Source organism: Terribacillus sp. AE2B 122 (assembly GCF_902497585.1).
GTDB lineage: Bacteria > Bacillota > Bacilli > Bacillales > Amphibacillaceae > Terribacillus > Terribacillus saccharophilus_A.
The window spans coordinates 169,559-189,142 of the sequence record NZ_LR700943.1; the positions used below are offsets into that span (position 1 = coordinate 169,559).

At 44.4% G+C, this 19,584-nt stretch carries 20 protein-coding genes and 2 other annotated features; of the genes, 12 read left to right on the forward strand and 8 right to left on the reverse strand.

The annotated features are described in order from the left end of the window. Positions 1-6: 6 nt before the first annotated feature. Together aspA and AE2B122_RS06135 are read right to left on the reverse strand one after the other, a co-directional pair. Positions 7-1,434, reverse strand: coding sequence for an aspartate ammonia-lyase (aspA, locus tag AE2B122_RS06130; protein ID WP_095219220.1), 1,428 nt, complete (start codon positions 1,432-1,434; stop codon positions 7-9). Between the two features lie 25 nt (positions 1,435-1,459). Then, positions 1,460-2,455 carry an asparaginase gene (locus tag AE2B122_RS06135; protein ID WP_095219221.1) on the reverse strand — a complete coding sequence of 332 codons (996 nt, stop codon included), beginning with the start codon at positions 2,453-2,455 and terminating at the stop codon, positions 1,460-1,462. A 159-nt stretch (positions 2,456-2,614) separates the two neighbouring features. Here AE2B122_RS06135 and AE2B122_RS06140 point away from each other — a divergent pair, with 159 nt between their 5' ends. Next, complete coding sequence (locus AE2B122_RS06140) at positions 2,615-2,947, forward strand: helix-turn-helix domain-containing protein (RefSeq protein WP_175073388.1); 333 nt, start codon at positions 2,615-2,617, stop codon at positions 2,945-2,947. Positions 2,948-2,979: 32 nt separating this feature from the next. Here AE2B122_RS06140 and AE2B122_RS06145 read toward each other — a convergent pair whose 3' ends face one another. After that, positions 2,980-3,813 (reverse strand): ABC transporter ATP-binding protein, encoded by an 834-nt coding sequence (locus AE2B122_RS06145; protein WP_095219223.1) that lies wholly within the window; start codon positions 3,811-3,813, stop codon positions 2,980-2,982. A 226-nt stretch (positions 3,814-4,039) separates the two neighbouring features. On the opposite strand from AE2B122_RS06145, the gene AE2B122_RS06150 reads away from it, so the two are divergent. After that, positions 4,040-4,603, forward strand: coding sequence for a nitroreductase (locus tag AE2B122_RS06150; RefSeq protein WP_095268229.1), 564 nt, complete (start codon positions 4,040-4,042; stop codon positions 4,601-4,603). A gap of 39 nt (positions 4,604-4,642) precedes the next feature. On the opposite strand, the gene phnE (AE2B122_RS06155) is transcribed toward AE2B122_RS06150, so the two are convergent. From phnE (AE2B122_RS06155) to AE2B122_RS06170, 4 genes are all read right to left on the reverse strand, one after another. Continuing rightward, positions 4,643-5,455, reverse strand: coding sequence for a phosphonate ABC transporter, permease protein PhnE (gene phnE / locus AE2B122_RS06155; protein WP_095219225.1), 813 nt, complete (start codon positions 5,453-5,455; stop codon positions 4,643-4,645). Then, complete coding sequence (gene phnE, locus AE2B122_RS06160) at positions 5,452-6,243, reverse strand: phosphonate ABC transporter, permease protein PhnE (protein ID WP_095219226.1); 792 nt, start codon at positions 6,241-6,243, stop codon at positions 5,452-5,454. The genes phnE (AE2B122_RS06155) and phnE (AE2B122_RS06160) overlap by 4 nt, the downstream gene beginning before the upstream one ends. Continuing rightward, entirely contained in the window at positions 6,240-7,022 is a 783-nt protein-coding gene (phnC, locus tag AE2B122_RS06165) for a phosphonate ABC transporter ATP-binding protein (RefSeq protein WP_175073389.1), read from the reverse strand. The genes phnE (AE2B122_RS06160) and phnC overlap by 4 nt, the downstream gene beginning before the upstream one ends. A 136-nt stretch (positions 7,023-7,158) precedes the next feature. Next, the gene (locus AE2B122_RS06170) at positions 7,159-8,088 is read right to left on the reverse strand and encodes a phosphate/phosphite/phosphonate ABC transporter substrate-binding protein (protein ID WP_095219228.1); all 930 of its coding nucleotides are present in this window, start codon (positions 8,086-8,088) and stop codon (positions 7,159-7,161) included. A gap of 172 nt (positions 8,089-8,260) precedes the next feature. Between AE2B122_RS06170 and AE2B122_RS06175 the strand changes: the two genes are divergently transcribed. Together AE2B122_RS06175 and AE2B122_RS06180 are read left to right on the forward strand one after the other, a co-directional pair. Then, complete coding sequence (locus AE2B122_RS06175; protein WP_175073390.1) at positions 8,261-9,838, forward strand: bifunctional UDP-sugar hydrolase/5'-nucleotidase; 1,578 nt, start codon at positions 8,261-8,263, stop codon at positions 9,836-9,838. Positions 9,839-10,213: 375 nt separating this feature from the next. After that, entirely contained in the window at positions 10,214-11,056 is an 843-nt protein-coding gene (locus tag AE2B122_RS06180) for a 3D domain-containing protein (RefSeq protein ID WP_095219230.1), read from the forward strand. 95 nt (positions 11,057-11,151) lie between these two features. Here the strand turns inward: AE2B122_RS06180 and AE2B122_RS19365 are convergent, their stop codons facing one another. Next, positions 11,152-11,280, reverse strand: a complete 129-nt coding sequence (locus tag AE2B122_RS19365) for a hypothetical protein (RefSeq protein WP_255248129.1) — start codon at positions 11,278-11,280, stop codon at positions 11,152-11,154. 109 nt (positions 11,281-11,389) lie between these two features. Between AE2B122_RS19365 and AE2B122_RS06185 the strand changes: the two genes are divergently transcribed. From AE2B122_RS06185 to trpA, 8 genes are all read left to right on the forward strand, one after another. Next, positions 11,390-12,541, forward strand: a complete 1,152-nt coding sequence (locus AE2B122_RS06185) for a DEAD/DEAH box helicase (RefSeq protein WP_175073391.1) — start codon at positions 11,390-11,392, stop codon at positions 12,539-12,541. A 54-nt stretch (positions 12,542-12,595) separates the two neighbouring features. Continuing rightward, positions 12,596-12,807, forward strand: a binding site (T-box leader). A gap of 26 nt (positions 12,808-12,833) precedes the next feature. Further along, positions 12,834-13,076, forward strand: a binding site (T-box leader). Between the two features lie 65 nt (positions 13,077-13,141). Continuing rightward, positions 13,142-14,545, forward strand: a complete 1,404-nt coding sequence (gene trpE / locus AE2B122_RS06190) for an anthranilate synthase component I (RefSeq protein WP_175073392.1) — start codon at positions 13,142-13,144, stop codon at positions 14,543-14,545. Further along, complete coding sequence (locus tag AE2B122_RS06195; protein WP_175073393.1) at positions 14,526-15,128, forward strand: aminodeoxychorismate/anthranilate synthase component II; 603 nt, start codon at positions 14,526-14,528, stop codon at positions 15,126-15,128. The genes trpE and AE2B122_RS06195 overlap by 20 nt, the downstream gene beginning before the upstream one ends. Continuing rightward, positions 15,109-16,128 (forward strand): anthranilate phosphoribosyltransferase, encoded by a 1,020-nt coding sequence (trpD, locus tag AE2B122_RS06200; protein ID WP_175073394.1) that lies wholly within the window; start codon positions 15,109-15,111, stop codon positions 16,126-16,128. The genes AE2B122_RS06195 and trpD overlap by 20 nt, the downstream gene beginning before the upstream one ends. Continuing rightward, positions 16,125-16,907, forward strand: a complete 783-nt coding sequence (trpC, locus tag AE2B122_RS06205) for an indole-3-glycerol phosphate synthase TrpC (protein WP_175073395.1) — start codon at positions 16,125-16,127, stop codon at positions 16,905-16,907. The genes trpD and trpC overlap by 4 nt, the downstream gene beginning before the upstream one ends. Beyond that, on the forward strand, positions 16,904-17,512 hold the full coding sequence (locus tag AE2B122_RS06210; protein ID WP_175073396.1) for a phosphoribosylanthranilate isomerase: 609 nt from the start codon (positions 16,904-16,906) through the stop codon (positions 17,510-17,512). Before trpC ends, AE2B122_RS06210 begins: the two co-directional genes overlap by 4 nt. 5 nt (positions 17,513-17,517) lie before the next feature. Next, a complete protein-coding gene (trpB, locus tag AE2B122_RS06215; RefSeq protein WP_095268254.1) occupies positions 17,518-18,723 on the forward strand; it encodes a tryptophan synthase subunit beta in 1,206 nt (401 codons plus the stop codon). Continuing rightward, positions 18,716-19,495 carry a tryptophan synthase subunit alpha gene (gene trpA, locus AE2B122_RS06220; RefSeq protein ID WP_175073397.1) on the forward strand — a complete coding sequence of 260 codons (780 nt, stop codon included), beginning with the start codon at positions 18,716-18,718 and terminating at the stop codon, positions 19,493-19,495. The genes trpB and trpA overlap by 8 nt, the downstream gene beginning before the upstream one ends. Positions 19,496-19,584: the final 89 nt, after the last annotated feature.

Consider the following 19,584-nt stretch of genomic DNA (forward strand, 5'->3'; position numbering starts at 1 on the left):
CTCCTATTATCTATCAAAAAGCTCCTCACCTGCAATACCCGGTTTCGTCATTTCGTAAGGATTTAAGATAATATCAAGCTCTTCTTCGGTTAATACATCATGTTGCAGGCAAAGCTCACGGATGGATTTGCCCGTAAGGATCGCTTCACGTGCAATCCGCGCAGCAACTTCATATCCCAAATGCGGGTTTACTGCAGTTAGCAAACCAACACTTTTATCTACATATTCCTTCAGCAACGCTTCATTCGCTTCGATACCGATCAGGCAGTTATCTGTGAAGGATCGGAAGCCATTATTCATGATGCTGATGGACTGTAAAAGGTTGAAAACGAGTACAGGTTCCATGACATTCAATTCAAGCTGCCCAGCTTCGGAGGCCAAGCAGATCGTGTTATCATTGCCGATTACTTGGAATGCAATCTGGTTGATTAGCTCAGCCATGACTGGATTCACTTTCCCGGGCATGATGGACGAACCCGGCTGCCGTGCTGGCAGGTTGATTTCATTCAGTCCAGCTCTTGGACCAGAAGCCATCAAGCGAAGGTCATTCGCAATTTTGGACATGTTCATCATACAAACCTTCAGAGCAGCAGAAACCTCAGTATAGGCATCTGTATTTTGTGTTGCATCCACAAGATTCTCAGCAGTTACAAGCGGCAAACCACTGTTGGCAGCCAAATGCTTTACGACTTCCTCAATATATTTCGGGTTTGCATTCAAACCTGTACCGACGGCTGTTGCTCCCATATTGACCTCATACAAGTGCTGGCGTGACTGTTTGATACGTTTAATATCTCTTTCCAGCACACGGCTGTAAGCTTCGAATTCCTGACCTAAACGAATTGGTACCGCATCCTGAAGATGCGTACGTCCCATTTTGATGACAGAATCGAACTGTATTGCTTTCTTCTTGAATTCTCCTTGCATATATTCCATTGTATCGAGCAATCTTTCGAGCATGTTCAATGTTGAAATATGAATTGCTGTCGGAAATACATCATTCGTCGATTGAGACATATTTACATGTGTATTAGGGCTCAAATGCTGGTAGTCGCCTTTTTCATGACCTAGGATCTCTAGGGCGCGATTCGTGATGACTTCATTAGCATTCATATTGATGGAAGTACCAGCACCGCCTTGAATTGGATCCACGATGAACTGGTCATGCCATTGGCCGTTTATTAGTTCATCTGATGCTTGAACAATTGCATTGCCTAGCCCTTCATACAACCGTTTTACATCCATATTAGCAAGGGCAGCTGATTTTTTCACAATACCAAGCGCTTTGATCATTTCTTCATGGATGCGATAACCAGTTATCGGGAAATTCTCTGACGCTCGCAGCGTCTGAATTCCGTAATACGCATCTTTTATAATTTGTTTTTCTCCCAGAAAGTCTTTCTCAATCCGATAGTTCTCTTGTAAGTCTGCCATGACCTGAACCTTCCTTTTCACTTATTTAAGAGGGCCATATAGTAATATCTTCAGCGATCGGTCTTTCCATCATGCGTTTAACTTCCTTCGGATCAGTGGATTGGCCGAGCGCCCACATGAGCTTCGGAACGATGGCCTCTGTGTTCATATTGCTTGAACGAGTCACCAACTCTTGATTGATGCGGCGGCCGACTTCGTAAATACTCATGTCTTCGCCTTCCTCTAAGCATTGTGTAGTGATAACGACTACAATACCTCTTTCAACCAATTCGTTTATCTTTTCCAGAAGGTCGCGTCCTTCGAATGGAATACCGCCGCTGCCATAGCTCTCAATTACGATACCTTTATACATGCTCGCTAAAGCATCCAATATCTCGGGCTTGAGACCCGGATACAGCCTTAATAAGAGTACATCAGTACAGAGGGAAGTATCAACGGTAAACGGCAGTTTTTCGCTTTGAATTTTTTTGTTATATTCAACCTCATCTTCATGGATGAAGGCGATGTAAGGGTAATTGATGCTTTCGAATGCATCATAGCTTTTCGTCCGCAGCTTGATTGCCCGTGTTCCTTGTATAACGCGGCCATCGAATACAACGTAGACACCCCCGATTTCTTCACAGGCAAACCGGATGGCATCTTTGATATTTTTCTTGGCATCTGTTTTTTGAAATGTAATCGGTATTTGCGAGCCGGTAATCACAATTGGTTTACTCGCATTCTGCAGCATATAGGACAGAGCCGCTGCCGTATAAGCCATCGTGTCGGTTCCGTGCGTGATGACAAAGCCATCGTAAGCATCATAATGATCTTTGACTGCCTCAGCCATCGACACCCAATCTTCCGGTTGCATGTTTGTGCTGTCCAGATTCATAAGTGAGACTGTTTCCATTGTATAATCATTATCCATGTTGGAAACAAAGCTTAACAATTCATTCGCATCTACAGCCGGTGATAGGCCGTTTGCTCCTTCGACTGATGCAATGGTGCCGCCGGTGGTAAGTAATAATAGCTTCTTCATTCCCTGCACCTCTTCTATCTATCTCAAATGTAATTCGCTAATTGCGTACTTTAAACTTAATTATAGAGAAGGAATTAGGGTTAATCAAGAATATATTATTCGTATCGCGTACGAAACGATGCTATAATAATAGGAAGATAATAGAGCGGGGGAAGTAAGATGAATCTGGATCGGCTATCAGAATTAAGGAAAAAGAAAAATTGGTCGCTGCAAGATACCGCAGACCGTCTCGGTATAGCAAAAAGCACTTATGCAGGCTACGAATCCGGATATCGGCGTCCGTCATTTGAGGCATTGATTATGCTGGCAGACTTATTTGGTACAAGCTGTGACGATTTGCTGGGGCGTCATTTTGATAAGCAAATGGAGCTGACGGAGCGGGGGAGTACGAAGCTGACTGTCGATCAAAGGGAGCTAACCGAAAAGGAGATAAGCGGGGCAGTTGCGTTTATCCGGGTAACGAGGCAAATGGAAGAAAAACAGGTATTATAAAACGCGTTGCAGATAGCTGCAACGCGTTTAGTTTATGCCAAAGTTTTTTCGATGATACGCTCTTGCGCAACAGGAGCTGCACTTCCAAGAATATTATAAGGCAAGCAGAGAGGCACTCCTGAACGCGGGTCGATAATCACATCAGCTTCGATGTTGAATACTTCCCTCAGGTTCTCTGCAGTAACAGTATCAACAGGTGAACCTTCGCAAATTACCTGTCCTTTTTTGATAGCAATCATGTGATCTGCATAACGTGTAGCATGATTGAGATCGTGTACAACCATGACGATCGTACGGTTTTCTTCACGATTCAGTTTATGCAATAGCATAAGCACTTCCAGCTGATGTGCCATATCGAGGAATGTCGTCGGCTCATCAAGGAAGAGTGTTTCCGTTTCTTGTGCCAATGCCATTGCAATCCAAGCGCGCTGACGCTGTCCGCCGGAAAGCTGGTCGACCGCACGCTGTGCGAAATCCTCCATCGCTGTCACTTCAATTGCCCATGCAATTACTTCCTTATCATAAGGAGTAAGAGTGCCGAACCCTTTCTGATGTGGATAGCGGCCATATGCTACAAGCTCAGACACTGTCAAACCCTCGGGTGCAACAGGATTCTGAGGAAGGATGGCAAGCTGCTTCGCGACAGCTTTCGTTGATTGTTTATGAATGCTTTTCCCGTCCAATAGTACCGTGCCGTTTTTCGGCTTCATGACACGCGCCATTGTCTTAAGTATAGTGGATTTGCCGGAACCATTAGCTCCAACAAGAGCTGTAATCTTTCCTTTAGGAATTTCTATAGTTAAATCTTTTACGATTGATTTATCTCCATAGGCTACTTCAAGTAATTCCGTTTGTAAACGTCCCATTACTGGTACCCCTTTCCTCTTCTCTTTGATGTGAGAATGAGATTCGTTATCATTTATATTGTCACAAAATAAAGGTCTGTTCAAGCGTTATTCAGAAACTTTCATAAAAAAGTAAGATTTTTTCCAGATAGATAGCACATTGACATTGTATGGAATATTCAGATATGATAATGATAATGATTTTCAATTAAAGAAAAGCACGGAGAATGGAAGAGGAGTGTGACAGATGCAATTAGAGCAGCTGATAAAAGATAGAAGATCCATTACGAATTATGATACTAGTAAAAGAATCTCTTACGAGGAGATACAGGAATTACTTGATATAGCAGTGTGGGTACCAAACCATAAAATGACGCAACCTTGGCGTTTTATTTTAATTGATGGTGAGACGAAACAAAAGCTGGGTGAAATCAATTCGAAGCAAGGGGCGAAAGGTGTCGCAACAGCTGAAGAAAAAGAGAAAAAAGCAGAGGCATTAAAAAAGAAGATTACTGATGTTCCGCTTTGGATTGCTGTCGTTTTAGAGGAAAATACGCAAATGAAATTCCGGGAAGAAGACTATGCATCTGCTAGTATGCTAATCCAGAACTTCAGCCTGCTTGCATGGGAAAAAGGAATCGGAACAATCTGGAAGACGAATACATTGCTAGAGAATGCAGATGCGAGAGAATTACTTCAAATCAGACCAGGTGAGCGTAATATCGGACTCCTGCAGGTCGGGTTTATCGGTAAAGAACCGAAAGTGAAGCCAAGAGTACCTGCAAGCGAACGTACAACTGTATTGAACTAAAAAACAGCGATTCTGCTTAAAGCAGAATCGCTGTTTCCTTTATACAATCTTTTTACGCAAATAGCCAGAAATTAAGTCAATCGCCGATACCAATACAATGATACCAAGTAGAATGACACCAACGCGCGGCCAGTTACGAGAAGTCAAAGCGAAAATAAGCGGAGCTCCAATACCGCCTGCACCGATAATACCGAGGATGGAAGCTCCCCGGACATTCAGCTCGAAACGGTAGAGTGTATAGGAGATGAATCCAGGCAGTACTTGCGGCAATACGGAATAGACGAGTACTTGGATGCGGTTAGCTCCTGTAGCAATCAAGGCTTCACGTGGACCGTGATCGATTGCTTCTACTTCTTCAGCAAATAGTTTACCTAACATCCCGATGGAATGCAGGCCCAATGCGAGTACCCCAGCAAATGATCCAGGACCGACCGCTTTAATGAAGATAATCGCCAGAACAACCTCTGGGAATACCCGAATGAAGCTAAGTACGAATCGGCCCAAACCGGTAACGAAAAAGCCGGACTTATCTTTGCGGCTCGCGGCCCAGAAACCGAATGGTATGGTAAGAATAGCTGAAATGAACGTACCAAGGATAGAGATAGCCAGTGTATCAATCAATCCGAAGATAAGACCTTCTTCTTCATTTACGAAAGCCCAATCCGGATGGATGATACCATCGAAAATCGCCTTGGAAATCTGACCAGCAGTCTCCTTGATTTCAAATTCTTCTATTCCAGCAAAAGCCCAAACATAGATAGCAGCCAGGATGACTAGGATCAACACACGGTTGAAGACCTTTTTACCGCGGCCTTTTGGTTTATCGACAGTATGTGTAGGTAATTGGCTCATAGTAATTTCTCCCGTAGTTTGTTACTCACAAAATCGATGATTAATACAACGGCAAGGGTTGCAATAATCAAGGTATTGACACGTGGATAATTTAAGAAACCAAGGTTGCTGTCATAATAAAGACCGATACCGCCTGCACCTACGAGGCCAAGGATGGCAGCGGCACGAATATTTACCTCGAATGTATACAGCACATACGAAACGAAATAGGCAGCAGCCTGAGGGATGATAGCGAAAGTTATCCACTGGACTTTGTTCGCACCAACCGCTGTCATAGCTTCCATTGGCCCTTTGTCGATTCCTTCGACGGATTCATATGTCAATTTTGCGATAATCCCCACGGAGAAGATCGTCAAAGCAAAGATACCAGGAATCATACCTAAACCAAAAATTGCTACGAAAATAGCTGCAAGCAATAGCTCCGGAACTGTTCTGATCAAGTTCAGTACAAATCGTGCTGGATAAGAGATCCAAGGTATCCGGTTCACGTTGTTTGCACAAAGCAGAATGACTGGAACGGATATGATAGCTCCGAATGTCGTTCCGATGACAGCCATGCGGATTGTCTCAAGCATCGGTTCGATGATTTTCTCAAAGTAGGCCCAATCCGGCGGGAACATATCGATGACAAGGCTGGCCATTTGATCGCGGTTCGTTATCAAATCCATAAAGCTGGAGCCTGTCTGAATATAACTTAGGGCAAGCAGGACCAGTACGATTGCCGCTGTCAGATAATGTTTGATTCTGGTAGGCGGTTTTGGAATCGTCTTTTTCGGAGGCTGGCTCATTCGGCACCCTCTCCAATTGGACCTCGCTGCTGTTCTTTTTCCAGCTGCTGTCCGTAGATTTCCTGGAATTTCTCATCAGTCGCTTCTTCCACTGGTCCGTCGAACACAACTTCTCCCGCATTCAAACCGATGATGCGTGTAGCATATTGACGTGCGATATCGATGAAGTGAAGGTTGACGACAGTCGTAATACCAAGCTCTTGGTTAATCTTTTTCAAATCATCCATTACTTGTTTCGTTGTCAGCGGATCAAGAGAAGCTACTGGCTCATCAGCAAGGATGATTTTCGCTTCCTGTGCCAAAGCTCTGGCAATCGATACACGCTGCTGCTGTCCGCCAGAAAGCTGGTCAGAACGCGTATAGGCCTTCTCGACAATATTCACACGATCTAGTGCATTGAGAGCCAAGTTGACATCCTCTTTCGGGAATAAGCCGAATACAGTCCGCAGCGTGTTATGGTAAGCAACACGGCCGGAAAGGACATTCCGCAGAACAGTAGAACGTTTGACGAGATTGAAGTTTTGGAAAATCATTCCAATATCACGACGGATATGGCGCAAATTCTTTCCTTTAGCAGCTGTAATGGATTCATTATCAATCATAATTTCGCCTTCGGAAATTTCATGCAATCTATTAATCGAGCGCAGCAATGTAGACTTACCGGCACCGGAAAGACCGACAATGACAATAAACTCGCCTTTTTCGATAGTTAAGTTGATGTTTTTCAAACCTTTGACGCCGTTCGGATATGTTTTCGAAACATTGCGAAATTCTATCACTTTCTATACCAACCTTTTTATGTAGTTTAATAGTAAAGCAGAAAAAATACAGTTAAGAAAAGATATAGTTACAGACAAAAGCCCAGCCAGTCTAAGGAAATCTCAGGCTGGCTGGATTGATAGCTAGTTTATTCTATTATTCTTGTGCAAATTTCTCGGAATACTCGCGAACAACTTCGAATTTACTGTCATCAGATTTTACGTAACCTTCATGTGTGTAAACATCACGGATGATTTCCAAACCTTCCGGATCTTTACCGATGTTGATGAAGGCATCAGTGATTTTTTCTTTCCATTCGTCATTGATTTCAGGAGTAACTGCAATTGTATCATTCGGGATTTTTTCAGTAGTAGCAATTACTTTCGTATCCTCGAAGACAGTTGGGTAGTCACCTTTAACGACGTTACGTGCATCTTGGAATGTTACAGCTGCATCTGTGTCACCGTTCAATACGCTGATGATACCAGCATCATGACCTTTTACAGTTGTTGGAGTCAAGTCGGACTGGATGTCCAAACCAGCAGCATCAAGTGCACCAGCAGGCCATACATAACCTGCAGAGGATGTTACATCCTGAACTGCAATGGTCTTGTCTTTCAAGTCCTCAAGAGAGTCTATTCCAGAATCGCTCTTCACGACGAATTGAGCTAAGTAGAAATCTACTAGTTCGTCAGTTGGTGAACCGTCTTCTGGATTAACACCATAACGCTGAGACTGAAGGATAACTTCTGCAGCATCTTTGTCATGTGCCAATACATATGCTGTAGGCGGTAGGAAGCCGACATCTACTTGGCCGGAAGCCATCGCCTCAATGATAGTGTTGTAGTTAGTAGATACACTTACTTCAACAGGAATGTCCAGTTCTTCTTCCAGAAGATCTGCAAGCGGCTCTGCTTTTGCTTCAAGTGTTTCTGCATTCTGAGAAGGAACGAATTGCACACGCAATTCTTTCAAATCTCCGTTGCTGCCTTCGCCTTCTGCGCTTGAATCATCAGATCCGCACGCACTTAGCAACCCTGCTGCAAGAAATAGAGTCGCACCAACACCTGCAATTTTCTTAAACATGATATACCCCCAAAAATTGTTTAATTTGCACTGCATGAACAACTATATCACGACTTGTTCCAATTTATGTTAACTTACTGTAATAAGAATGTAAAGATAGATTTGGCATGTTATGATAGATAATAGCAAAAACTGTTTTAATTCTGAAAAAGAGGTCGGAGGAATCATAAGTATGTCTGATAAAGTGACAAATATCACCATGCTCGTTACTAGTGATGTGCATGGAAATATCTTTCCTACTACATACCGGGATCACGAACCAGCTCCCCAGGGACTGGCACGGGTAGCTACCTTAATTAAAAGAATAAGAGAAGAAAAGAAGCATGTTCTTCTGCTTGATAATGGGGATATGATACAAGGTACTCCGCTAACGTATCACCATGCAAAATACCAAGCAGGTAAAGATAATCCGCTGATTCGCTGTATGAATGAGCTAAAATATGATGCTGCGGTAATAGGCAATCACGAGTTTAACTATGGCATGCCGTATCTGCAATCGGCAATTCAGCTTGCAGACTTTCCGTATCTTTGCGGTAATATCCTTGATAAGACGAAAAAGGAACCTATACTCGGCAGACCGTATGAAATCAAACAGATAGATGGTGTTAAATTAGCAATCATCGGTATTACTACTCATTTCATACCAAACTGGGAAGATCCGAATCACATTGAGGGGCTTGCATTCGAGCATGTCCTGGAATCGACAAGGAGATGGGTGAAGGAAGTTCGGGAGAAAGAACAGCCTGATGTCCTAATTGTCGCTTATCATGGCGGGTTCGAACGGGACCTTGATACAGGAGAGCCGACAGAATCACTCACTGGTGAAAATGTAGGCTATGAAATTTGCCATTCAATAGAAGGAATTGATATTTTGGTCACTGGTCACCAGCACCGATCACTCGCTGAAAAAGTGAATAATGTGACCGTTGTGCAGCCTGGATCCAATGGTGCATTCCTTGGAGAAGTTTCAATTACTGTCGAGCATCTATATAATAGTAGGAAACATGTCATATCAGAGGCGAAATTACATACAATCACGAATGAAATCGAGCCCGATAAAACGATTTTGAGACTAGTTTCTTCCTATGAAGAAGAAACACAGAAATGGCTGGACCAGCCGATCGGAAAAATAGATGGAGATATGATCATCCATGATGCATTTGAAACGAGGGTGAAGGAGACACCATTTATCGAATTTATCAATAAAGTACAGATGGATGCAGCGAATGTTGCTATCTCCAGTACAGCATTGTTTCATAATGCGTCACCTGGATTCCCACAGAATATTACGATGCGAGATATCGTCTCCAATTATATCTATCCAAACACGTTGAAGGTGATTGAGATTTCTGGAGCAGATATGAAGCATGCACTCGAACTCTCTGCCACTTACTTCAATTTGGACCAAGAGGGTGAACTTGAGGTGAGCCGCTCCTTCCTGGAACCTAAGCCACAGCATTATAATTACGATATGTGGGAAGGTATCGACTATACATTAGATATCAGCCGTGAGGTCGGAGACCGAGTACAAGAATTAACCATCAAGGGCAACCCTGTCATTGCAGGTGAGATGTATGAGGTAGTAATGAATAATTATCGGGCTGCTGGCGGGGGAGACTACGTCATGTTTAAAGGAAAGCAAGTGGTCAAGGAGATCACAACAGATATGACAGAGCTGATTGCAGATTACATCAGCGAGCGTAGTGTAATTGAAGCAACTTGCAACCATAATTGGAGAGTAAAGAAGTGAAAAACAGGAGCTGCTGCTCCTGTTTTTTTATATAATTGGAATATAAAAGGGAATTCATGAGCTCGTTTTGTAACATTTGTCCTAATAAAGCCGGAAAAACGACAAAAATCGAATGAGAAAAAGCGAATGCAAACAAAGTCAACAAGAAATTCAACTTTAATAACTTACAATTAATGGAATAAAACAAGCCCTTTTGTTACAAAAAAGCCCCTTTAAGCTTGGTTATCACTCGTTTTGTTACAGAAAGATTACAGTGTAACAATAATATTGCTGTGAGCACGGGCTGTAATATAACCTTAAACTTCCTGTAACCCACTGGGCTAAGCCCATGTGATACCATAAGTCCTGTTAGAAATTTAAGGAGGTAGACGACGTATGAAAAAAACAGTCGTATCTTTAGCTACAGGACTAGTAATTGCGGGGGCATTCAGTACAACAGCATCAGCTGCTGAATATAATGTTCAAACAGGGGACTCTCTTTGGAAAATCGCAGACAAATACGAAGTGAGTGTAGATCAGCTTAAAGAGCTTAACCAACTTGATTCTGACCTAATCTTTCCTAATCAAAAATTAACTATAGATAAAGAAACAAACCAAACAGACTCATACACAGTACAAAAAGGCGATTCTCTTTCTAAGATCGCAGGGAAGTTCAATATATCGGTAGGCGAGTTGAAATCTTGGAACAGCCTTAACTCCGATTTGATTGTAATAGGTCAGCAACTGGCGGTGACTGGCGGAGCTGTAACTGAAACAGCACCAGTGAAGCAGGAAGCGGCTCAAACAGAAGCTCCGAAACAAGAAGCACCTAAGCAAGAAGAAAAGCAGGAAGCACCTGCACAAACAGAACAAAAAGCAGAACCTGCTAAAGAAGCAGCAGCTCCTGCCAAAGAAGAAAAAGCAGCTACAAGTACTAGCCAAGAAGCAACGAAAGAATTGTCAGTATCTGCAACTGCATATACTGGTCAATGTGAAGGATGCTCTGGTGTAACAGCTACTGGTATCGATTTGAATGCTAATCCGAATGCGAAAGTTATTGCAGTAGACCCTAGTGTTATTCCTTTAGGATCAAAAGTATGGGTTGAAGGCTATGGAGAAGCAATTGCAGGCGATACTGGCGGTGCAATCAAAGGTAATAAAATCGATGTACACGTACCAGATCAAGGAACTGCATTGAACTGGGGACGTAAAACTGTAACAGTAAAAGTACTAGACTAATATAAAAAGCGTAACAGGTGGAGCAAATGGCGGTTTGCTCTGCCTGTTTTTATTTATATTATTATTTACCCACGTGTGTGCAGTATAAACGCATATTATTTTAAATTTACAGACGATTCGCTTGTCTCGTTGATGCTTTGGATATTTCCTCCACCTCGAAAAAGTCCGATAACGCTGAAACTGATGATCAGCAAGACAAAAATGCCGATCAGCCATTTTTGCATATAATTTCCCCCTTTTTATGTGTATACTAGTATCTTACAAACTTTTGACGCGTACTTCTATGGAAACTTCACATAATAATTATGGAAAAAGTATGAAAGAGGGAACAACATGAATGTGTTCGATGATTTGAACTTACAAAATAACCGTTTGGAAATACTACATAAATTAGGTTTGACAGAACCTACGCCTGTTCAGAAGCAAGCAATTCCCGAAATTCTGGCTGGAAAAGACGTGATTGCAAAAGCGCAAACAGGTACCGGTAAGACACTTGCTTTCTTGCTGCCAATATTGGAGATGCTAAAAATGGATAGCGACGGTATTCAGGCGCTTATACTTAGTCCAACGCGGGAACTGGCTATCCAGATTTATGATGAACTAGCGAAGCTGATTCATTCGGAAGAAGAAATCGGCATCTTAGCCGTTTATGGCGGTCAGGATATTGTAAAGCAGCTTAAAAAACTCGAAGGCAGAGTGGACATCGTTGTCGCTACGCCGGGTCGTCTGCTCGACCACATGCGCCGCGGCACGGTAGATCTTTCCCATGTACGGACTTTCGTTTTGGATGAGGCAGATCAGATGCTGCATATGGGTTTTTGGCATGATGTAAAGGACGTTGCAAATGCTTTGCCGAATTCGAAACAAACATTGCTGTTTTCTGCTACAATGCCGAAGGAAATTCGCCAGCTTGCTTCTACCCAAATGCAGAGGCCGAAGGAAATCACGATTCAAACAACCAATGTGACATTAAAGGAAATCAAGCAGATTGTCCTAGAAATGTCTGACCGTGAGAAGCGGAATGCATTGAAGGTGTTATTGCAGATGTATCGTCCGTTTGCTGCGATTATTTTCTGCAGGACAAGAAGACGTGCTTCTGAGCTGCATGGATATTTGCATGCGCAGGGTTTTGAATCGGATGAACTGCATGGAGATTTGTCACAGGCAAAACGAGAACGTGCTATGAAGAACTTCCGGGAGTACAAGACACAGTTCCTTGTTGCGACTGATGTGGCAGCTCGAGGCTTGGATGTTGAAGGTGTGACTCACGTATTCAATTATGATCTGCCAGAAGATACAGAGAGCTATATCCACCGTATTGGCCGTACAGGCAGGGCGGGCAGCACTGGTCTAACAGTAGCCTTCGTAACTCCTCGGGACAGCCATCAAATCAAACAAATCGAAAGAGAAACGAAACAGCGTCTGCCGCGAAAAGAACTTGTATTCGGGGAAAATGGTAAGCCTGATTTAATAGATGCAGAATAAATACCTCTTGACAAACGAAAACAAGGGTACTACAATGAATCCAACATAACTGATACGTGAGCGAAGACGAAGAGTAGTAGCTTATGTGGTCACTTCAGAGAGCCGGTGGATGGTGGAAACCGGTGTGACACATACGTGAATGGACTTCTGAGCACCATAGCTGAAATTAGTAGTAGGCTGTGGCGGTAACTCCCCCGATAGCAGGAGCAAAGTGAGCTAGTGCGCTAGCTAACAAAGGTGGTACCACGGGTAATCTCGTCCTTTATTGGAGAGATTGCCCTTTTTTTATACACATAAATCGTTGATGAAGAGGAGTACGTGCTGATTGATTTGTACAGAGAGCCTGGTGTGGTGAGATCCAGGTCAAATCGGCAGCATGGAATGGACTTCAGAGAGATTCCTTGAAACATAGTAGGGGAATCCGGTTTCCTCCGTTACCGGGATAGGATATCAAGGCTAAAGCTTTCGTATCCGAATGAGAGGAAAGCGAGAGCTTTCAATAGAGGTGGCACCGCGGTGTAAAACCGTCCCCTATGCACATGAACCAATCATGTGCATAGGGGACGGTTTTTTTATTACAAAGAAAAGGGAGCGAGAAAGATGGCGGTAACGGATAGCATACGATTTCAGAAGAAACAATTGAACGGAGATACGCTCACACCTGTCGTTATTTACAAGCGGCTGGCAGGTGAAAAGAAGTTTTTACTGGAGAGTTCGGTACACCATACAGGAAAGGGCCGCTATTCCATCATTGGAGCTAATCCTTACAAGGAATTGATCGGTAAGGGAAGCAAAACATTGCTGAAGTTCCCAGAGAAGGAAGAGGAGCTGGAGGAAAAACCATTAGAGGTTTTGAAGAAACAGATAAGCGGAGTCGAATTACCGCTCGATTTTCCTTTCTATGGCGGAGCCGTCGGCTATATGGCATATGATTCAATTCGGCAGTATGAAGTAATTGGAGAGATGCCAGAGGATCCGATCGGTATGCCAGAAGTTCATTTTATGTTCTATGAGGATATTATCGTTTACGACCATAAGCATCAGCAGATCACTTTACTAGCCCTTGATGGCGCGGGAATACGATCAGCAGAAATGCTCCAAGCCCGTTTGGATGAAATGGAGCAGGAGATAACATCTTTCAAGGACATACCTGATGCTGTATTGCCGCCAGTTCATTTCCAGCCTGAGACGGATCAAGCAGCATTTATGCAGATGGTGGAGGACGCCAAGGCGTACATCAAAGCGGGTGATGTTTTTCAAATTGTACTTTCGCAGCGATTGACAGCAAACTTCAACGGAGATGCTTTCAGCTTCTACCGAAAGCTGCGGGCGAGCAATCCTTCGCCGTATATGTTCTTCCTCGATTTTGAGGACTATACAGTACTGGGAGCTTCCCCAGAAAGCTTGATCAAAGCAAGCGGCAATAAAGTGACGGCTAACCCAATCGCTGGATCGAGACCGCGCGGTAAAACACTAGCGCAAGATGAACAGCTGACGACTGAACTGCTGGCAGATCAAAAGGAATTGGCGGAGCATCGGATGCTTGTCGATTTAAGCCGTAATGATTTGGGCCGTGTGTGTAAGGTAGGTACGGTCGAGCTGACAAAGTATATGACAGTAGAAAAGTACCAGCACATTATGCACATTGTCTCTGAAGTACAAGGAGAACTGGCAGATAATATGACTGGATTGGATGCACTGATTGCAGCTCTTCCGGCAGGTACAGTTTCCGGTGCCCCGAAAATACGTGCAATGGAATTGATCAATCTATTTGAAAAGAAAAAACGAGGGCTCTATGCCGGCGCAGTTGGCTATATAAATATGAACGGTGATCTTGATTTGGCACTGGCTATCAGAACGATGATCATAAAAGACAAAAAAGCATATGTACAGGCGGGAGCCGGATTGGTGTATGACTCGGATCCCGAGACAGAATATCACGAGACGCTGCATAAAGCGAAATCGTTAACGGAGGTTGGGTTACATGATTCTGCTGATCGATAATTATGATTCATTTACGTATAATCTGTTCCAATATACAGCGGAGCTTGGAGAAGAAGTCCAGGTTGTCCGCAATGACGCTATCTCCATCCAGGACATGGAAGCGATGAAACCAGATGCAATCATCGTTTCCCCAGGTCCTGGCAGACCGGAAGATGCGGGAATATGCGTTGAGGCAATCCGTCACTTTGCTGGCAATATTCCGATTCTCGGCATTTGTCTCGGCCACCAGGCAATCGGTACAGCCTTTGGCGCGAGTATTATCCGAGCGGGACAAATCAAGCATGGGAAGACATCAACACTTCGCTATGTGGGAGAACCGGTAATAGAAGGAATCATTAAGGACCTGCCAATCATGCGTTATCATTCTCTTGTCATTGATAAGCGCAGTGTTCCAAATGATTTGGAAGTTACCGCTTATTCAGAAGATGATGAGGAAATCATGGCTGTTCAGCATATCCGTTACCCAGTTTATGGACTACAGTTTCACCCTGAATCGATTGGAACAGAAGCTGGTAAGGAAATTGTGAAGCATTATATTCAAATCATGAAAGAAGGGGAAAGTCATGGAACCATTGTTGGCTAAGCTTACAAATACGCAGGCTTTGACTTATTCAGAGGCGTTGCAGGCATCCCGGGAATTACTGGAAGGCAGTATGCCAGATGCTGTGGCGGGAGCATTTCTTTCCATGCTGCAAACCCGTGGAGAAACAGCGGATGAAGTAGCAGGTATGGTGGCTGCAATTCGCGAAAAAGCCCAGACGATTCCCCTTCAGGCAGCAAATGTGATGGATAACTGTGGAACTGGGGGAGATGGGTCACAAAGCTTCAACATCAGTACGACAGCAGCTTTTGTAATTGCTGGGGCAGGTATTACGATTGCGAAGCATGGTAATCGCAGTGTATCCAGCAGAACAGGCAGTGCGGATGTCCTGGAGAAGCTGGGTATCCCCTTGTATCTGCCAGCAGCCGAGATGACGCATTTGCTTGAGGAGAATGGCATCGCCTTTTTATTTGCACCTCATGTCCATCCTGGTCTGAAGCAGGTAATGCAGCTGCGTAAAGTGCTTCGTATCCCAACCATATTTAATTTAATTGGGCCATTGACGAATCCAGTCCAGCTTGATTCTCAGCTGCTCGGCATCTATCGACGCGATATGCTCGAAATGATGACTGAAGCACTCCATAAATTGGGACGCAAAAGGGCGATTGTCATTAATGGGGCTGGGTTTATGGATGAAGCATCCCTTGCAGGAGAGAATCACCTTGTCCTGCTGGAGAACGGAAAACAATCAGCCTTCACTCTCCATCCAGAAGAGGTCGGACTGCCGGTTTATCCGCTGGAAGCAATCAAGGGCGGTGATGCTGCCGAGAATGCAGACATTCTGTTACGGGTATTGAATGGGGAGAGCGGTGTCCATAGAGATACAGTCGTATTGAATGCAGGTCTTGGTATATTTGCTAACGGAAAAGCAGCCTCTATCCATGAAGGCATCCAGCTTGCGAAGGAAAGCATCGATAGCGGAGCTGCTAGACAGAAACTGCAATACTTGATCGATTATAAGCAAAGGGAAGTGACCTCATGACATTCTTAGCAAGGATACTAGAAGAAAAACGGACGGAAATTGCTACACTTAAACAAACATACCGGCCGACAGCAGCACAGCGTAATCCGATATCATTATATGAACGATTTCAACAACAAAAACAGCTGCAGGTTATCGCAGAAATCAAACGTGCTTCTCCTTCCAAAGGAATAATCAATCCCGATGTTGTACCTGCGGACCAAGCAAATATATATGAAGCAGCAGGAGCTGGGGCCATTTCAGTTCTGACAGACACACCGTTCTTCAAAGGCACGATGGATGATTTGGCAGCTGTCCGGGAGGCAGTGGAGCTGCCGATAGTAAATAAAGATTTTATCTTAGATGAAATCCAAATCGATAGAGCAGCTGATTATGGTGCTGATGTGATTTTGTTGATTGTTGCAGCATTGGAGAAAGATCGATTGCACGCTCTCTATCACTATGCAAAATCCAAAGAGATGGATGTGCTGGTAGAGGTTCACAATGAAGAAGAATTAGAACAAGCACAAGAACTTGGTGCGAATATCATCGGGATCAATAATCGGAATCTAAAAACCTTTGAGGTGGATTTAGGTGTAACGGAACGATTAATAGAAAAGATTGATACCTCCGCAACGCTTGTCATTAGTGAAAGCGGCATAACGGTACCATCTGATGCGTCACGTGTAGCGAAAGCAGGGGCAAAGGGTATCCTTGTAGGTGAAACGCTCATGCGAGCTACCGATGTAGGAGCAGTATTGGAAACACTCCGGGTCCCAGTAGGAGCGGAGCAGTCATGATCGTCAAGATTTGCGGAATCCAGTCGGTGGAGGCTGGGCAGATAGCAGTAGATGCAGGAGCTGACATGATTGGATTCGTTTTTGCGGACAGCAGACGTAAGGTATCGCCTGAGCAAGCAGCCGGAATCGGAAAAGAACTTCCGTCTCAGGTGAAGAAAGTAGGCGTGTTTGTCAACGAGCCAATCGAGAGCTTGCTGAACATAGCTGAGACGGCTGGACTGGATTACATTCAGCTGCATGGTGATGAAACAACAGACTACATCAAAGCTATCGGCAAGCCTGTCATTAAGGCTTTTTCTGTAGCTTCAGAGGATGACCTAAAGCAACTGAGTGATTACACATGTGAATACTATCTGCTGGATAGTCCAGCAGAAGCGTATAGGGGAGGCAACGGCACAGCATTCGACTGGTCCCTGGCTAACTCAGAAACAATTCCGAGAGAAAAGCTTTTTCTTGCAGGTGGTTTGCATAGCGGAAATGTACAGCAAGCAATTGGGGAAGTAAGCCCTGTCGGCGTCGATGTCAGTAGTGGTGTAGAGACAGAGGGACAAAAAGATCCAATTAAAATAAAACAATTCATTACAGCGGCAAAGAGAGGACAGTGAAAAACATGGCAATATATCCGACAGAAACCGGACATTACGGAAGCTTTGGCGGCCGTTTCGTACCCGAAACATTAATGCCAGCTATCTTGGAACTAGAAAAAGCATTCATAGAATCAAAAGAGGATCCTGCATTCCAAGAAGAGATGCGCTATTACTTGAAACAGTATGTAGGACGGGAGACACCACTTTATTATGCAGAACGTTTAACTGCGATTCTTGGAGGACCAAAAATCTATTTAAAGCGGGAAGACCTTAACCATACAGGTGCGCATAAGATCAACAACACAATCGGGCAAGCATTGCTGACGCAGCGAATGGGAAAGAAAAAGGTAGTTGCCGAAACAGGCGCTGGCCAGCACGGAGTGGCTACTGCAACGGTCAGTGCATTGCTTGGATTGGAATGCATTATCTTCATGGGGAAAGAAGATGTCAGACGGCAGGCATTGAATGTTTATCGGATGGAGCTATTGGGCGCACAGGTCGTCTCAGTCGATCAAGGTAACGGCACATTGAAGGATGCAGTGAACGAAGCAATGCGTTACTGGACAGCGAATGTAGAAGATACGCATTATATCTTTGGTACAGCTGCAGGTCCGCATCCATTCCCGCAAATTGTCCGAGATTTCCAGCGGATCATCGGCGATGAAACGCGTAAGCAGATTATCGAGGCAGAAGGCAAGCTGCCAGAAGCGATTGTTGCTTGTGTTGGAGGCGGAAGTAACGCAATCGGCATGTTCTACCCGTTCGTTGATGATCGTGATGTAAAAATGTACGGTGTGGAAGCTGGAGGTATGGGGTTGCCGACAGGTAAGCATGCTGCTTCTCTTACGGAAGGGAAAGCTGGAATATTACATGGATCATTGTCTTACCTGCTGCAAAATGACGATGGTCAGGTGCAGGAAGCACATTCGATTTCAGCCGGATTGGATTATCCTGGTGTCGGTCCAGAGCACAGCTATTTAAAAGATGCTGGACGAGTAACATATGATGCCGTTACCGATGAAGAAGCACTGGAGGCTGTACGTCTATTATCCAGGACAGAAGGAATCATACCTGCTTTGGAAAGTGCGCATGCAGTAGCATACTGCAAAAAACTGGCACCAGTGATGGATAAAGAGGATGTGCTGGTCGTCTGTTTATCAGGGCGCGGTGATAAAGACGTGAACACGATCAGGGAAGCACATGAAACAGGAGGGAATCTTCATGACTAAAGCGCAACTCGATGCTGCATTTCTAACAGTATCTGAAGCTGGGGAGAAAGCTTTCGTACCATATATAATGGCAGGTGATGGTGGCTTGGAAAGCTTGAATGAACGCATTCGTTTTCTAGCGGACAGCGGCGCAACGGCTATCGAGCTGGGGCTGCCTTTTTCGGATCCAGTCGCAGACGGGCCGACTATCCAAGCAGCCGGAATTCGCGCATTGGAAGCTGGCACGACTGTTCAGGCAGTACTGGATGAGGTTGCAAAGGAAAAAGCCAGCCGCAATGTGCCGCTTGTTATTATGACTTACTTGAATCCAGTCTTCGCTTATGGGGTGGAAGCCTTCGCTTCTGCATGTGCAGCAGCAGGAATATCCGGTCTTATCCTGCCTGACCTGCCGCTTGAAGAGGAAGGACTTGTTGTCGAAGCCCTTCAGAAGCACGAAATAGCGCTGATCCGTTTGGTCGCTTTGACAAGCACGCCTGATAGAATTCGGGCACTCGCTGAGCGCGCAGAAGGCTTCCTTTATGCGGTTACAGTAGCAGGTACAACAGGGGAGAGAGCAACCTTCGTCGATCAGCTGGGCACGCATCTGCAGGAACTGAAGGAAATTAGCAAGGCGCCCGTGCTGGCCGGTTTTGGAGTATCTACGCCAGAGCATGTGAAGGAATTAAGCCAGTATTGTGATGGAGTGGTCGTCGGAAGTAAGATCGTAGATGCTTTGCATCAAGGAGACAGAAAGCAAGTTGCAGAGTTGATTAGGTCAAGAAAGCAAGCATAAATCACTTGTTTCTTATATGTGGAGTGCAGAGAAATTCACGATTTCTCTGCACTCTTTTCTATTGGCTTCTTAGGAAAACATTAAAAAAG

What these genes read in the sequence shown, in the direction of transcription:
- trpB (WP_095268254.1), top strand. Translation starts at nt 17,518, where the DNA reads ATGGCAATATATCCGACAGAAACCGGACATTACGGAAGCTTTGGCGGC.
- AE2B122_RS06135 (WP_095219221.1), bottom strand. Translation starts at nt 2,455, where the DNA reads ATGAAGAAGCTATTATTACTTACCACCGGCGGCACCATTGCATCAGTC.
- AE2B122_RS06195 (WP_175073393.1), top strand. Translation starts at nt 14,526, where the DNA reads ATGATTCTGCTGATCGATAATTATGATTCATTTACGTATAATCTGTTC.
- trpC (WP_175073395.1), top strand. Translation starts at nt 16,125, where the DNA reads ATGACATTCTTAGCAAGGATACTAGAAGAAAAACGGACGGAAATTGCT.
- AE2B122_RS06170 (WP_095219228.1), bottom strand. Translation starts at nt 8,088, where the DNA reads ATGTTTAAGAAAATTGCAGGTGTTGGTGCGACTCTATTTCTTGCAGCA.
- AE2B122_RS06175 (WP_175073390.1), top strand. Translation starts at nt 8,261, where the DNA reads ATGTCTGATAAAGTGACAAATATCACCATGCTCGTTACTAGTGATGTG.
- trpD (WP_175073394.1), top strand. Translation starts at nt 15,109, where the DNA reads ATGGAACCATTGTTGGCTAAGCTTACAAATACGCAGGCTTTGACTTAT.
- phnE (WP_095219225.1), bottom strand. Translation starts at nt 5,455, where the DNA reads ATGAGCCAATTACCTACACATACTGTCGATAAACCAAAAGGCCGCGGT.
- AE2B122_RS06140 (WP_175073388.1), top strand. Translation starts at nt 2,615, where the DNA reads ATGAATCTGGATCGGCTATCAGAATTAAGGAAAAAGAAAAATTGGTCG.
- phnE (WP_095219226.1), bottom strand. Translation starts at nt 6,243, where the DNA reads ATGAGCCAGCCTCCGAAAAAGACGATTCCAAAACCGCCTACCAGAATC.
- AE2B122_RS06185 (WP_175073391.1), top strand. Translation starts at nt 11,390, where the DNA reads ATGAATGTGTTCGATGATTTGAACTTACAAAATAACCGTTTGGAAATA.
- trpA (WP_175073397.1), top strand. Translation starts at nt 18,716, where the DNA reads ATGACTAAAGCGCAACTCGATGCTGCATTTCTAACAGTATCTGAAGCT.
- AE2B122_RS06145 (WP_095219223.1), bottom strand. Translation starts at nt 3,813, where the DNA reads ATGGGACGTTTACAAACGGAATTACTTGAAGTAGCCTATGGAGATAAA.
- AE2B122_RS06150 (WP_095268229.1), top strand. Translation starts at nt 4,040, where the DNA reads ATGCAATTAGAGCAGCTGATAAAAGATAGAAGATCCATTACGAATTAT.
- aspA (WP_095219220.1), bottom strand. Translation starts at nt 1,434, where the DNA reads ATGGCAGACTTACAAGAGAACTATCGGATTGAGAAAGACTTTCTGGGA.
- AE2B122_RS19365 (WP_255248129.1), bottom strand. Translation starts at nt 11,280, where the DNA reads ATGCAAAAATGGCTGATCGGCATTTTTGTCTTGCTGATCATCAGTTTC.
- trpE (WP_175073392.1), top strand. Translation starts at nt 13,142, where the DNA reads ATGGCGGTAACGGATAGCATACGATTTCAGAAGAAACAATTGAACGGA.
- AE2B122_RS06210 (WP_175073396.1), top strand. Translation starts at nt 16,904, where the DNA reads ATGATCGTCAAGATTTGCGGAATCCAGTCGGTGGAGGCTGGGCAGATA.
- AE2B122_RS06180 (WP_095219230.1), top strand. Translation starts at nt 10,214, where the DNA reads ATGAAAAAAACAGTCGTATCTTTAGCTACAGGACTAGTAATTGCGGGG.